Raw genomic sequence first — 14,315 nt, 5'->3', positions numbered from 1 at the left:
CTAAAACCATGTAAGCTTGTAATTTTGCTGCCAATGGTGGAAGTTTATAAGTTTGTTCCAAAAAAGCACTAAAACAACAAAAAAGATCTGTATTATTTTCGTGATTTTTTGTTTTCATAATATCATAATCTAAATTTTGCACAAATATAATTCATTTTAGTTCGTTTAATACAGAACTAACTAGAACTTTTTATTTATTTAGATTATAAAGAAAATTTATAATTTATATATTAATTCAAAAATAGTTAAAGAATTGGTTTAAAAACAATAAAATAACGTTATTTTATTTTTAAGATATTAATTTATAATATTATGCATAAAAAAAGAGAAGAATTAATATTAATTCTTCTCTTTTTTATTAATTGAAATTTATACTGATTCTTTAGAACTCTTCAACAATCATTGATTCTTTTACTCCACTAGAATTAATTATTATCCCTTCGAAAATTATAATTCTACCATCTGTATTATCATATATCCTAAAAATATTTAACTCATTAGTTGCTGAAGCTGTACCATTGGGAAAATTTGTCCAAGTATTTGCTGTTAAAGTTACATTACCACTTTGTGATGATTGTCCACTAGTAGTCCAATTTTCACTAATAAATACAGAAATAGGTCTTGTTCCTGATCCACTGTTATATCTAATTTGCCATTGTGTACCTGTACCTCCATTTAATCTAAAAGAAAAAAGACCTGAAGCAGAAGTTAAAATAACTGATGATCCTGCTGTTGTTAATCTTTGCTTTCTAATAGAAGATCCAATACTTGAATCAGAACTACCGCTAGCTTTTACAAATAAACTCCATTCAGTACCATTAAAATAATAATACCCTGCTGCAAAAGTTGATGTTCCTATATTATATACAATAAGACCTGTTGCTGGATTTTTTATTGTATTAACATCTGTGCTACTTACTAAACTAACTCTAGGAGGTAAAAATCCTTTATTATCACTAGTCAAATCCAATATAGATGAAGCTTCAGGTGTATTAGTATTTATACCTACTTGGGCAGATAACTGCGAATAAATTATAATATAAACTCTAATATTTTCATAAATTTATTTTATATAAAATAAATTCTATATACCATTAAATTTAATCCCAAAAGTTAACCAACGAGATGGAAGAGGTATTGCTCCTGCTTCATTATAAGTAGTATTAAAAATATTTTGTGCATCAAGATAAATATTTAAATTATTTTTAAAATTATGATTAATTCTTAAATCAGTTATCCAATAAGACTTATAAGATTGACGAGTATTATAACGATTAGCTAAAGAAATAGTTGTTTTTCCTAATTGATAATCCAATGTATTAATAAACTGATGTTTTAAACTTTCTATCTTATACTTTGAGTTATATTTATCATCAACATTTTCAAATTTTGGATCTAAATAAGAATAACTTGCAGATACTTTTAACAATTGTTTATTCCCTAAATTAAATTGATAAGCAACTTTTGTATTAAATCCATTTGTTTTTAAATCTCCAAAATTATTTGCTTGCCAAGGTTCATTAGTTGTTAAACGAACCCAATCAATAAAATCTGTGATTGATCGGTAAAAATAATACCCATTAAAACTAAAACTTCTTTTATTATATTTAAAGCCAAATTCTGTTTGAAATGCTTTCTCAGATTCAATCGCGGGATTACCTATATTACCTGGCCTTTGATCTAAATATAAATCAGTAAAAGATGGTATACGTTGACTAGTTCCTGCATTTGCAACTAACTTAAGATTCGTTGTAACTGTATAACTTGCATCAATCCCAGGAAAAGCCTTCCAACCATATTGTGAATTGTAATTTACATAAGTACCTACATTTACATTTAATTTACTTGTAAGGTCAGTTTTATACTCTGCATAAAAACCTACATTATTTCTTGTATGATTTTTTATACTTGTTGAGTTTATTTGTTCATTTCTATATTCTGCTCCCAATCCAATCTGCCCTTTATTTAATTGATATGTAGAATTTATTTCTCCTGAAATAGAATTTGAATAATGTTTTGAACGAGCTGAATTTAAATTATTTTTAAAATAACGATAATCATCAAAATTATAACGATAACTTAATCTAGGAGCTAATGACCATCTATCTGCCAATTGATGTTTAGACTGTAATGTAGCCAATGTTGTCTCTACAATCTCTTTAGAATTTTTATCTCCTGGCGCTGCATAAAATCCATTTGCTCCAAATCCATTCTTTACATATCCATAAGAAGCTATAAGACTATTTTTATCATTAAACTCAAAATTACCTTGATAATATAATTTATTATTTTCGAAAGCAGTATTATATCTATAACCATTTCCCCAATCATGGCTAGCAAAAATCTGATGTTGATGTTTTTCTTTTGCAAAATTAGCTCCCAAATGAATACCCCTATTTATAAATGTATCACCTGTATCTTCTGTATCTTTTTCAAAATTAGTTCCTAAATAAGTATGAGCGTAAATACCAGTTTTAGTTGGCTTACGAGTTACAACATTAATAACACCAGTTAAACTATTATTACCATAAACCCTTGCAGCTGGCCCACGAATAATTTCAATTTTTTCTACAGCTTCTAAGGGTATTGGTAAATTAAGGGCATTATGAGCTGTTTGATGGTCCATAATTTTTATTCCATTCAATAAAATTAAAGTTTGTTCAAAACTACCGCCATCTAATGAAATATCTGCTTGGGAACCAAAAGGTCCTCTTTGACGTAAATCTACTCCAGCAGCATATTGTAAAACCTCTTGTATTGTACGTACTGGTAACTTATTTATTTCAGCCTTATCAATAACATATATATTTCTATTCTCTTTAGATAAAGGTGTATTAAGACGATTATCTAAAATAGATACTTCTCCTATCGCAATGGTATCATTTATATTTTGAGCAAAAATACTCTGACCTACAAAATATAAAACCATAGTTATTTTTTTCATTTTAATGAAATATTTTTATAATGTGTTAAATATGATGCGAAAGTAGTATCTTTCCGAACTATTAATTAGTACCAGTTTTTATATTATGGATAGTCCGGTTGAAATTCCGTTTAATAGTTTTATAAAAATAGATAAAAATTCTGAAACATCAATCTATTTACAATTAGCAGATCAGTTTGCTAAATCAATACAACTTGGTTACTTACCAAGTGGAACTAAACTACCTGGAACAAGACAATTAAGTAAAATATTTGAATTACATAGGAATACAATAGTAGCTAGCTTACAAGAATTAGAATTACAAGGTTGGATTGAAATAGTTCCTAATAAAGGAAGTTATATCCTCAATCAAAAATCTTCTTACAAATTCCAGAAAATAACTAATAAAGAGCAAGACTCAATTAATAGTTATCCTAAAGAGGCTGGATTTGATTTTGAAAAATCTATTTTATTAGATAATCCATACGAACCTTATACAGAAAAACTTTATTTAACAGATGGAACTATTGACAATAGATTAGCTGAACTAAAAATCCCTGCGAAATTATATTCATCAATTTTAAAAAGGAAAACATCATTTTTAAAAATAAATCAAACGGAAAATGAATTTTTTCTTAAAAATCTCGCCAATTATTTAAACCTTACAAGAGGTTTACACATTTCTAAAGAAAATATTGTTTTTACAAAAAATTCTGAAATGATTCTTTATATTATTAGTCAGATGCTTTTGAATAAAGATGATTGTGTTGCAATTACTGATTTAAGTTACTATAAGACAAACATGATTTTTCAGACAAAAAATGTAAAAATAAAGCAAGTTTCTGTTGATGAAAATGGAATGGATATGAAAGCTTTGAGAATTGTATGCGAGAATAATCCTATAAGAATAGTTTTTGTAACTCCCCATCATCATTATCCTACAACTGTAACATTAAGTTTGGAACGAAGAATAGAATTAATTAACTTATCCAAAGAATTTGGATTTATAATTATTGAATATGATTATGATTTTGATTTTCACTATTCCAATCGCCCTATTCTTCCTTTGGCAAGTACCAATCAAAATGGAATGGTTATTTATATTGGAAAATTTGGTAATTATTTAGCATCTGGCTATCATGCTGGATTTATGATTGCTCCAGAGAATTTTATTCAAGAAACAAAAAAACATTTATCAATTATTAATCAAGAAGTTGATCCTTTTATAGAACAGGTTTTGGGAGAGATGATTAACGATGGAGAAATAAACAGGATATTAAAAAAACTACGTAAAATATATAAAGAAAGAGGTGATTATTTTTATGATAAAATAAAAACAGAATTAGATGGATTTATTGATGTAAATAAACCTTCTGGAGGATTAGCAATTTGGGTTTCTTTTAAACATAAAATTAATCTTATGCAAATCAAGAAAATATGTTCTAAACATGGTTTATTTATTCCACAAACTCTTCTTTACCAAACAAAAAAAACAACTTCTATCCGAGTTGGTTTTGGTCATTTAAACTTTGAGGAAATTGATGAAACAATTGCTATTCTGAAATTGAGTATTTTATCACTAATTGACGACAATAATGGTAAAAATTAAATATTTTTATATAAATAGAAATAACTATTTCAAAATTAGAGTTTTTGAAATTGTTATTAATACATATAATAAACGAGTTTTAGAGTGAATTTTTATAAAGTTTATCTAAATTATTAAGTTTTCTTCCTAATAGATTTTCTGCATCTTTTGGTGCTTTTTCAATTTGTTCTTTTGATAAACTCTTCTCAATTTCTTTAATTTCTTGGATAACTTCTTCTTGCTTTAAAATACTGAAATCAACCTTAAATTCGTTATATATTAAATACCATAAATAACTTTGGTAAATATCTCTTTCAAAATATTCTCCATTATTATAAAAATGAGCCAATTCTAATCTTGCTGAAGTTATATAACCACTTGATGCAAGATTTTCAGGATTTTGAAGTTTTGCTAATTTAAAAATCCATTCTTTAAATTTAGTAGTGTCAGCTTTTACTCCGTTTCCTGTTAAATAACAATTAACAATATTCCACATGCAAGTTGCATCATTATTATTTGAGCATTTCAATGCATATTCGAAAGCTTTTTCAGAATTTTGCTCAACTCCTTTTCCATTTCCATAAGCCATCATCATTGCATAATGTCCATCGTTAAATCCATTTTCAGATGATTTTTTAAACCATTTAATAGCTTCTTTTTCATTTCTATTTCCTGCAATTCCTTCTTGTAGAAAATACCCATAATTATACTGAGCTTCTGCATTTCCAAGCTCAGCCGATTTTTTTAAAATAAGAAAGGCTTCGTTGTATTTCCCTTGCTGTATTAATTGTTCAGACTGTTTGTTTAATTCTTCAGTATTTTGCCCAAATGAGAATTGAAAACTTATAATTTGAAAGAAAAATAAAATCTGTTTTTTCATTTTAGTTGTACTAGAAAAGTATTTAATATAACTTTTATATATTCCTAAATATAAGATACTTTTCTAATATCCTATAACTAATTTATTAATCGGAATTAAAAAATGCAATAACGATAGAAGCGGCATCCTTTTTGGCTTGGTCATCATTTCGACTAAGTCAATGACCAAGCTAAAAAGATATAGCGTATAGCGTGACCGTAGGGATTGCCCTAAAATTATTTATTCTTAGAAATTATTTGATTGATATATTCAATAACTTTTTGATTGAAAATTTTCGGTTGATCCACATTTACAACATGTCCACAATCCTCTATGACAAATAATTTTGAATATTTAGTATGCGTTTTTATAAGCTTTTGTATAGCAGGCAAAAACATATAATCTTCTGATCCCATTATGTATAAAGTAGGAATACTAAGTTCTACTTCACGAAACCATTCTAATAAGGGATTTATATCAGCAGTAAGTTTAAACCATTTTAAAAATTCTTTCTGGTAAAGCTTTTTCGCTTCATTAATAAAAAGATTTCTAGATTCTTTATGAGCGCTTTTAGGCATAATTGCAAATGCTAAAATTTTATAAAGTAATAAATATGGAATCATATGTTTGAATATATTTCCTACTGTCATTAACAAACGACTTTTATAATTCATTTTCATTATTGCTCCTCCCATAATCATTGATTGAAAGCGATCTGAATAATCCTCAGCTAATTGTCTAATAACGATAGTTCCTAAGGACATACCTATAAAATGTGTTTTTTGGATATTAAGTCCATCTAAAACATCTATGACATCTTTAGCTACAGAAGCAAATGTATATCGTTTCTCGAATAATGATTTTAAATTATTTTTAGAACGTCCATGTCCTCTTAAATCAAGTAAAAGTATATTAAAATGTTTTTTAAATTCTCTTAATTGTTTAAACCAAATCGTTGAACTACCTCCTGCTCCATGTACGAAGGTAACCCACTCCGTACTCTTTTCATTTGTGTATACTGTATGTGCTAACAATATTGTATTTATTAGTAAACAAAAATAGTCGAAATCTAACTCAAAGTATAATTTTTATATAATTTATATCGTTTATAATAAATAATAATTTTTCTTAACAAAAACATAAGAAATATCTATTGTATAAAAATATTAATATATTTGTTTTGAAACATCTTATTTAAAAAGTATGAATTTAAAAAAATTAGCGTTAGCAGTTCTTGCTGTTGGCACAACTGCATATATAGTAAATCACAATAAAAAAAATATAAAATATAAACCAGCACAAAATTTTAACTTACAAAATTTTTTAGGCAGATGGTATGAAATAGCTCGTATTGAAAACAATACGCAAAAAAACCAAACAAATGTAACACACCGATTCAATATGACCGAAGATCATGAATCTTTGGATATTATTATTCGAGGTTACAATCCGAAAAAGAAAAAATGGATAAAAACAGAAGGTTTAGCAAAACAGGAAATTGATAATGTAGGAATTTTCTCTGCTATTTTTTTACCAAGAATTGCAAAGAAATTATATGTAATTGATTTTGATAAAGAGTTTAACAATCTTTTAATTGCTAGTGAAAACTATCAAAATCTTTGGATTTTATCTCGCAAAAAAGAAATTTCTGAAACTGTAAAAACTAGATTTTTTGAATCATCTAAAAAAGTAGGATTTAACCCAAATAATTTAATATGGCCATCTCACGAGGCTAGATAATTTTATATAACATGAATTACAATCTACTAACATAAAAAAATGATTAAAAACTACATTACATCAATCTTTTTAGCTTATAGCATTTTTAGTATTTCAGCTACTAGCACAATATGTTATGCACAAAACAATAAGCATGTAAAAACTGAATTATCATCTTTAAATAAAGAGGTATTAGATAATATTCTGAATGATAATAAAGCAAGTTATAAAAATGGTATTGTTGCAGATTATATTCCAGAGTTAGGAAAAATGGAAGCACAGAAAATAGCTTTATCTGTTGTTAATGAAGATGGTAAGATAATAAGTGTCGGTGATGTGAATCAGAAGTTTACTATACAAAGTATCTCTAAAATTATTGCTCTTATGATTGCAGTTAATGAAAAAGGAGAGCAAAACATTTTTGATAAAATGGGATATTATGGAACTGATAAACCATTTAATTATTTTGCTAATTTAGAGGGTAATGGTAAACCTCTGAATCCTTTAATGAATGCTGGTGCTATTTTGACAACATCTCTAATAGACGGTGAAGGGGAAATTCCATTTCGTAAAATTTTGGAAACGATTCGTTACATTACAAAGAACAATACAATTGATTATAGCAAAACAGTTTACAATTCAGAAAAAGAAACTGGGCACCGAAATAGAGGAATGTTTTATATTATGAAAAATAGTGGTTTGATTGAAGCTACTGATGAAGAAAAATTAAACAACTATTTCAAACAATGCTCTATAGAAGTAACAGCCGAAGATTTGGCTAAAATTGGTTATTTCTTTGGTCATCAATGTACACGTTTTGATGGAGATACAAAGTATAAAAATTCTGAAGTTTCTCAGTTGATACAATCTATTATGCTAACAGCAGGTATGTACGAATATAGTGGAGAATATTCTAGAAATGTTGGTTTACCAAGTAAATCTGGTGTTGGAGGAGGAATTACAGTTTCTGTACCAAATAAAATCGGAATTGGAGTATTTAGTCCTGCTTTAGATAAACAAGGAAACTCTGTTGCAGGATACAACATGATTTTAGAACTTGTAAAAAAATACAATTTAAGTTTATTTAACTAAACTTAAATTGTATTTAATAGAAATATTATTATTCGGCCTGCATTACAAAAATTGCAGGTCGTTTATGAAAATCATATTTTTCAGTTTTCCATTCTTGTATTGTCAACGTTCTGATATCTTCATCATCAAGCGTTATATGACAAGCAACACAAATTCTTGTGTCAGAATGAAGGATTTTTGTTAAATCATCAACCATTTGATTATTTCTGTATGGAGTCTCCATAAATATTTGTGCTACTCCTGTTTTTGCACTTTCATTCTCTAAATAACTTAACCTTTTCTTACGTTCCGTTTTATCTATTGGTAAATATCCATGGAAAGCAAATTTTTGACCATTCATTCCTGAAGCCATCAAAGCTAATAATATTGATGACGGTCCAACTAAAGGAACAACCTGAATTCTTTTTTCTTGTGCTATTTTTACCAATTGTGCACCAGGATCAGCAATTGCTGGTAAACCAGCTTCAGAAATAATTCCAAAAGAAATACCTTTATCCAAAAGTTTGATTAAGTCAAACATCTCTTCTGGCTCAGTCGCTTTATTTAAAATATAAATATCTAAATCTGATTGAACTTTATCAGGACAAACTTGTTTTATAAATTTTCGTGCAGATTTTTCATTTTCAACCACAAATGTGTTTAAAGAACGAATAATATCTAAGTTATATAAAGGCAATACTCTACTATGTTCACTCTCGCCTAAAAGTGAAGGAATTAAATATACTTTTGTTGGATTCATTTTATTATTAAAGATTGTATTTTTTGATGATGCCATCTGTTGCTTCATCTAATAATTGATAAACATGCTCAAAAGCATCTTCACCATCGTAGTATGGATCAGGAACATTATGTGATAATCCTGTTCCTTCCTTTAAAATTAACTTTACCTTATCTTGATCTTCTTGTGTTCTTGTCAATTTTTGTAAATCAATAGAATTTTGTTTATCCATTGCAAAAATCAAATCAAATTCATCAAAAAAAACTGGATTAAAATGCATTGCTCGTTGATCAGATATATCTACACCATACTTTTTTGCAACAGCAACAGATCTTCTGTCTGGTTGTTCACCCACATGCCAATTTCCTGTTCCTGCAGAATCAATTAAATGTTTATCTCCTACTTTTGATTGTAATATTCCTTCTGCTAATGGAGAACGACAAATATTACCTAGACAAACCATTAAAATTTTCATAAATTAAATATTAATCAGCTATTTTACGAGATATATCTTCTATATAACCACGAAAAGCTTTATCAGTTTCTTGTAAATTTTTAACTGTTTTACAAGCGTGTAAAACTGTAGCATGATCTCTTTTTCCAATTTGAGTACCAATACTTGCAAGTGAAGCTTTTGTATATTGTTTTGCAAAATACATTGCTAATTGTCTAGCTTGAACAACATCTCTTTTACGAGTTTTTGATTGAATATCTTCTAACTTAACTTTAAAATATTCACAAACTGTTTTTTGAATATAATCAATTGATATTTCTTTGCGTGCAGTTTGTACCAGTTTAGATAAAGTACGCGCAGTTAAATCTAATGTTATCTCTCTTTTATTTAATGTTGCTTGAGCAATAATAGAATTTAAAGAACCTTCTAATTCTCTTACATTTGTATCAATATTTTGAGCAATATAATCCATAACTTCATCAGGAAACTCAATACCATCATTTTCTAATTTTTGTTTTAAAATAGAAAGACGAGTATTATAATCAGGATTTTGTAAATCTGCCGATAATCCCCATTTGAAACGAGAAATTAAACGATCTTCCATATCCTGAATTTCAGCAGGAGATTTATCTGAAGTTAATATAATTTGGTTACCTCTTTGATGTAGATGATTGAATATATGGAAAAACACTTCTTGTGTTTTTGCTTTACCAGATAAAAATTGAATATCATCCATAATCAAAACATCAATCATTTGATAGAAGTGAATAAAATCATTTTGATTATTATTTTTTACAGCTTCAATAAATTGTTGTGTAAATTTTTCTGTAGAAACATATAGTACTGTTTTTTCTGGATGTATTTCTTTTACTTCTAAACCAATTGCATGTACTAAATGTGTTTTTCCTAAACCTACACCACCATAAATAAAAAGTGGATTGAAAGAAGTTCCTCCTGGACGTTTTGCAATAGCACGACCTGCAGCACGAGCCAATCGATTAGATTCTCCTTCAATAAAATTATTAAATGTATAATTATGATTTAATTGCGAATCAATTTTAAGCTTTTGTAAACCTGGGATAACGAAAGGATTCATCATTTTACCAGCTTGTAAATTGATAGGAGAATCAACCTCTTGAGGTCTTGGTTTTTCTTTATTAGAACTTGGAATACGAACTGTAAAAGGTTCACGACCTTGAGATTTTTGATCCATCAAAATACTATAAACCAGTTTTGCATCAGGTCCTAATTGTTTTTGTAAAGCACTTTTTAAAATTTTGATATAGTGTTCCTCCAACCATTCGTAAAAAAATTTACTTGGAACCTGTATTGTTAAAACATTATTATTTAACTTTCCTGGTCTAATTGGAATGAACCATGTATTAAATGCATCTTCTGCAATGTTATCTTTTATAAAAGATAGACATTTATCCCAGACAGCGTTTGCAGTTATTGTAGTTATATTATTCAAAAGTGCTATTTTTAAAAATGTAATTTATTGATATTCAACGAAGATTGTTAACCAACGTTCATCCACAAAATTGTGAACAAATTTTTAATAAAAAAAATGAAAAGTATATTGAAATATTAAAAAATACTTTGTATAAACCTTAAAAATTTTAATAAAAGTATATTCATTAAATATAATGTTTTATCTTAAATTTTATATCATCAAAAACGAAAAATTATTACTTTTGTTATATTATGAACATAGCACAAGAAAAAATAGATTTTGCATTATCACAAATCGAAAATCATTTAAAAGATTTAGGAATTAAAAATAATTTTTCTTTTCTCCGTTTAGAGGAATCAGATAATGAAAATGAGAAAATATTTTTTTATGAAGTTTCAACTCCAAACTTCAAAACAATTATTCAAATTTCATATGATTTTTTAAAAGAAGAACAAAATAGCTCAACAGAAAAATCTTTTAGCTGGATGGATTATAAAAAAATTACAGAATAATTAATTATAATTTATTGAATAAACAATGGAAAAAGTTAATAATTTAAATACTTTTAGAACAAAAACTCGTATTTTATATAAACATACCGACCAAATGAAAGTAGTTTATTATGGAAATTATCCTGAGTTTTATGAAATTGGACGTGTAGAACTAATGAGAGAAAGAGGTTTTCCTTATGCCGAGTTAGAAGCTATGGGAATACAAATGCCTATTATAGAAATGCACTCAAAATATATTGGTAGCGCACTGTATGATGAATTAATAGAAATAGAAACTACTGTAAAAGAAAGAAATACAGGAATAAGAATTCAATTTGATTATAATATATATAATGAAGCTGGAAAAAAAATAAATGAAGGTTATACCATTCTATGTTTTATAGATGCAGAAACACGTAAACCAATTCGTGTACCTGAAAGAATATGGACAAGCTTAGGTTTGTAAATTTTAATTTTAAGTTAAGAATCTATCTAAATTTTTCTTATTAAATTTGCAGCTTTGTTTAATAAAAACAGTTAATAAAATAGCAATGTCAACAATACAAGAAAAAATAAATGACACAATAGTAGATGTAGTTGATTTTCCTAAAAAAGGAATAATTTATAAAGACATCACTCCTTTATTTTTGAATCCTGAACTTTCTGAAGAGATTGTAAATGAATTTGTAGAAAAAGCAAAAGGAAAAATAGATATCGTTTGTGGTATAGAAAGTAGAGGTTTTTTGTATGGTATACAAATTGCACAAAAATTAAATGTTCCGTTTGTTTTAATTCGTAAAGCAGGTAAATTACCACCTCCAACAATTAATCAATCTTATGATTTAGAGTACGGACAAGCTACAATAGAAGTTAATCCTAACTACATTCAAAAAGATGCTAGGGTTTTGATTCACGATGATATATTAGCTACAGGAGGCACTGCCGAGGCTTGTGCTAAGTTAATAGAAAAATGTGGTGGAAAAGTTTCACAATTTTCTTTCATCATGGATTTAACATTTTTAAATGGAAAAGATAAATTAATAAAACATACCAAAGACATAGTTTCTTTAGTAGAATTTTAATAATAAAAAAAAGCCTTTTATAAGGGCTTTTTTATTTTTTAGGATCTATTATTATTTCTGGAGCTCTATCACTTCTTATGTCCAACAAAGCTTTTATATTAGCAAAAATTTCTCTAATTGTTTGGCTAGTTTCTGTATCATAAGAATTCTTGTCCGCATTATAACCAATACAATCAAGACCTAATACTTTTCCTAAAAATACAGCTCTTCTCAGGTGGTAAGATTGTGAAATTAATATGACTTTATTAAATTCAAAAATATTTTTAGTTCTATAAATTGTACTATATGTATCCAATCCTGAACCATCTAAATATGTATCCTCAATTTTAACCCCTCTATCTAATACATATTTTTCCATGACATCTATTTCATTAAAATTTTCATGAATTTTTTCTCCAGAAAGTAATATAACATCTACTTGACCTGCTTTATAAAGTCTTATAGCAGCATCTAATCTATCCTTTAAATAAATCTTGGGTGTTCTATCTTCATTTACTTTTGCTCCAAAAACAACCGCTATTCTATAATCATCTGGAATTTGTTTTTGAATATTATAGATATAAAATAGTGTGTAGATATGTATAACCAATGCTACTAATAAAGTAAAAATAGCTATACCACCTATCAATAATGTACTTTTACGAAATATAAATTTACCAACCTTTAAAAACCTCCCCAATTTTATATTATAATAATCCCTTACAAAAATCTACAAGATTTACCATATTAAAAAATATTTCTACTAAAAAAATTAAAAAAAATCATCGTAATTTTACGAACAATGGACAAACTAGAATTAAGAACGGTTACTGTAGAACGCTATCTACAACCTCTAAGAGAAGGAGGTTCTTTACCTGCATTAGCTGATGCTGATGATGGTTTTAAATATGTTTTAAAATTTAAAGGAGCTGGTCATGGTGCAAGAATGCTTATATCTGAATTACTGGGAGGTGAAATTGCAAGAGTTCTTGGATTTAAAGTTCCTGAATTAGTTTTTGCCTTATTAGATAAATACTTTGGACAATCTGAAGCAGATGAAGAAATACAAGATTTACTAAAATTTAGTGAAGGAACTAATTTAGCCTTACATTATTTATCTGGGGCAATAAATTATGATCCTGCGGTTATGCTAATTGATGATAAATTATCATCACAAATTGTTTGGTTAGATGCATTTTTAACTAATGTAGATCGTACATTTCGTAATACAAATATGCTAATGTGGCATAAAGAATTATGGCTTATAGATCACGGTGCATCGTTTTATTTCCATCATTCATGGGATAATTGGGAAAAAGCTGCAGTAGCTCCATTTCAACCTATAAAAGATCATGTTTTATTAAAAAATGCAACAAAATTAGAAGAGGTTGATCAAGAATTTAAATTAAAATTAAATGAAAATATAATTGATGAAATTGTAGACCTTATTCCAGATGAATGGTTAGAGATAGAAACATATCATTCTACTTATGATGAAATGAGAACTGTCTACAAAACCTTTATAAAAACAAGATTAAACAATACAGAAATTTTCATAAACGAAGCCAATAATGCAAGAAAAAATCTTATATGAATATGCAATTCTTCGTTTAGTACCTAAAGTTGAACGCGAAGAATTTATAAATGTTGGTGTAATTCTTTTCTCAAAAAAAGAAAATTATTTAAAAGTCAAATATTTTATCAATGATAAAAGAATTAACTCTTTTTGTCATGAATTAGATTTAAATTTTATTGATAGTAACTTGAATGCTTTATCTAAAATTGCTCAAGGTTTACATACAGAATCAACTATATCAAGTTTTGGAATTGCAGAACGATTTCGTTGGTTGACTGCTGTAAGAAGTTCATCAATTCAAACTTCAAGACCACATCCTGGAAAAACTTATAATCTTGATAAAACCCTTGAAAAACTATTTAAAGAATACGTTTTTTAAAT

Annotated in this window: 16 protein-coding genes; 8 read left to right on the top strand and 8 right to left on the bottom strand. The window is 27.3% G+C overall.

Annotated elements, in window-relative coordinates:
* Positions 1–382 precede the first annotated feature (382 nt).
* Together RT575_RS14585 and RT575_RS14580 are read right to left on the bottom strand one after the other, a co-directional pair.
* Positions 383–970, bottom strand: coding sequence for a hypothetical protein (locus RT575_RS14585; RefSeq protein ID WP_313581823.1), 588 nt, complete (start codon positions 968–970; stop codon positions 383–385).
* A 114-nt stretch (positions 971–1,084) separates the two neighbouring features.
* Complete coding sequence (locus RT575_RS14580; protein WP_313581821.1) at positions 1,085–2,944, bottom strand: TonB-dependent receptor; 1,860 nt, start codon at positions 2,942–2,944, stop codon at positions 1,085–1,087.
* A gap of 85 nt (positions 2,945–3,029) precedes the next feature.
* Between RT575_RS14580 and RT575_RS14575 the strand changes: the two genes are divergently transcribed.
* The gene (locus RT575_RS14575) at positions 3,030–4,532 is read left to right on the top strand and encodes a PLP-dependent aminotransferase family protein (protein WP_313581819.1); all 1,503 of its coding nucleotides are present in this window, start codon (positions 3,030–3,032) and stop codon (positions 4,530–4,532) included.
* A 79-nt stretch (positions 4,533–4,611) separates the two neighbouring features.
* On the opposite strand, the gene RT575_RS14570 is transcribed toward RT575_RS14575, so the two are convergent.
* Positions 4,612–5,391, bottom strand: a complete 780-nt coding sequence (locus RT575_RS14570; RefSeq protein WP_313581817.1) for a tetratricopeptide repeat protein — start codon at positions 5,389–5,391, stop codon at positions 4,612–4,614.
* A gap of 215 nt (positions 5,392–5,606) precedes the next feature.
* Positions 5,607–6,404 carry an alpha/beta hydrolase gene (locus RT575_RS14565; RefSeq protein WP_313387006.1) on the bottom strand — a complete coding sequence of 266 codons (798 nt, stop codon included), beginning with the start codon at positions 6,402–6,404 and terminating at the stop codon, positions 5,607–5,609.
* Between the two features lie 169 nt (positions 6,405–6,573).
* On the opposite strand from RT575_RS14565, the gene RT575_RS14560 reads away from it, so the two are divergent.
* Positions 6,574–7,110, top strand: a complete 537-nt coding sequence (locus tag RT575_RS14560; RefSeq protein WP_313387007.1) for a lipocalin family protein — start codon at positions 6,574–6,576, stop codon at positions 7,108–7,110.
* Between the two features lie 39 nt (positions 7,111–7,149).
* Positions 7,150–8,181 (top strand): glutaminase A, encoded by a 1,032-nt coding sequence (gene glsA, locus RT575_RS14555; protein ID WP_313581815.1) that lies wholly within the window; start codon positions 7,150–7,152, stop codon positions 8,179–8,181.
* Positions 8,182–8,209: 28 nt separating this feature from the next.
* On the opposite strand, the gene RT575_RS14550 is transcribed toward glsA, so the two are convergent.
* Genes RT575_RS14550 through dnaA form a run of 3 tightly spaced genes read right to left on the bottom strand, consistent with a single transcriptional unit; the run spans position 8,210 to position 10,824 of the window.
* A complete protein-coding gene (locus RT575_RS14550) occupies positions 8,210–8,956 on the bottom strand; it encodes an SAM-dependent methyltransferase (RefSeq protein WP_313581813.1) in 747 nt (248 codons plus the stop codon).
* Positions 8,928–9,374, bottom strand: a complete 447-nt coding sequence (locus tag RT575_RS14545; protein WP_313581811.1) for a low molecular weight protein-tyrosine-phosphatase — start codon at positions 9,372–9,374, stop codon at positions 8,928–8,930. The genes RT575_RS14550 and RT575_RS14545 overlap by 29 nt, the downstream gene beginning before the upstream one ends.
* A 10-nt stretch (positions 9,375–9,384) precedes the next feature.
* A complete protein-coding gene (gene dnaA, locus RT575_RS14540; RefSeq protein ID WP_313387011.1) occupies positions 9,385–10,824 on the bottom strand; it encodes a chromosomal replication initiator protein DnaA in 1,440 nt (479 codons plus the stop codon).
* A 233-nt stretch (positions 10,825–11,057) separates the two neighbouring features.
* On the opposite strand from dnaA, the gene RT575_RS14535 reads away from it, so the two are divergent.
* The 3 genes from RT575_RS14535 to RT575_RS14525 all read left to right on the top strand — a co-directional run bounded on the left by RT575_RS14535 (position 11,058) and on the right by RT575_RS14525 (position 12,379).
* Complete coding sequence (locus RT575_RS14535; protein WP_313581809.1) at positions 11,058–11,318, top strand: hypothetical protein; 261 nt, start codon at positions 11,058–11,060, stop codon at positions 11,316–11,318.
* Between the two features lie 25 nt (positions 11,319–11,343).
* On the top strand, positions 11,344–11,763 hold the full coding sequence (locus RT575_RS14530; RefSeq protein ID WP_313387013.1) for a thioesterase family protein: 420 nt from the start codon (positions 11,344–11,346) through the stop codon (positions 11,761–11,763).
* 85 nt (positions 11,764–11,848) lie between these two features.
* Positions 11,849–12,379 carry an adenine phosphoribosyltransferase gene (locus tag RT575_RS14525; RefSeq protein ID WP_313581807.1) on the top strand — a complete coding sequence of 177 codons (531 nt, stop codon included), beginning with the start codon at positions 11,849–11,851 and terminating at the stop codon, positions 12,377–12,379.
* Between the two features lie 31 nt (positions 12,380–12,410).
* On the opposite strand, the gene RT575_RS14520 is transcribed toward RT575_RS14525, so the two are convergent.
* Positions 12,411–13,058, bottom strand: coding sequence for an ElyC/SanA/YdcF family protein (locus RT575_RS14520; RefSeq protein ID WP_313387015.1), 648 nt, complete (start codon positions 13,056–13,058; stop codon positions 12,411–12,413).
* Between the two features lie 102 nt (positions 13,059–13,160).
* Between RT575_RS14520 and RT575_RS14515 the strand changes: the two genes are divergently transcribed.
* Positions 13,161–13,952, top strand: a complete 792-nt coding sequence (locus tag RT575_RS14515) for a HipA family kinase (RefSeq protein WP_313581805.1) — start codon at positions 13,161–13,163, stop codon at positions 13,950–13,952.
* Positions 13,930–14,313 carry a DUF3037 domain-containing protein gene (locus RT575_RS14510; RefSeq protein WP_313581803.1) on the top strand — a complete coding sequence of 128 codons (384 nt, stop codon included), beginning with the start codon at positions 13,930–13,932 and terminating at the stop codon, positions 14,311–14,313. Before RT575_RS14515 ends, RT575_RS14510 begins: the two co-directional genes overlap by 23 nt.
* Positions 14,314–14,315: the final 2 nt, after the last annotated feature.

This window comes from Chishuiella sp., from assembly GCF_032109125.1.
Taxonomy (GTDB): Bacteria; Bacteroidota; Bacteroidia; order Flavobacteriales; family Weeksellaceae; genus Empedobacter.
Note: the sequence above shows the minus strand (reverse complement) of the source record. Positions and strands in the feature narration are given on the sequence as shown.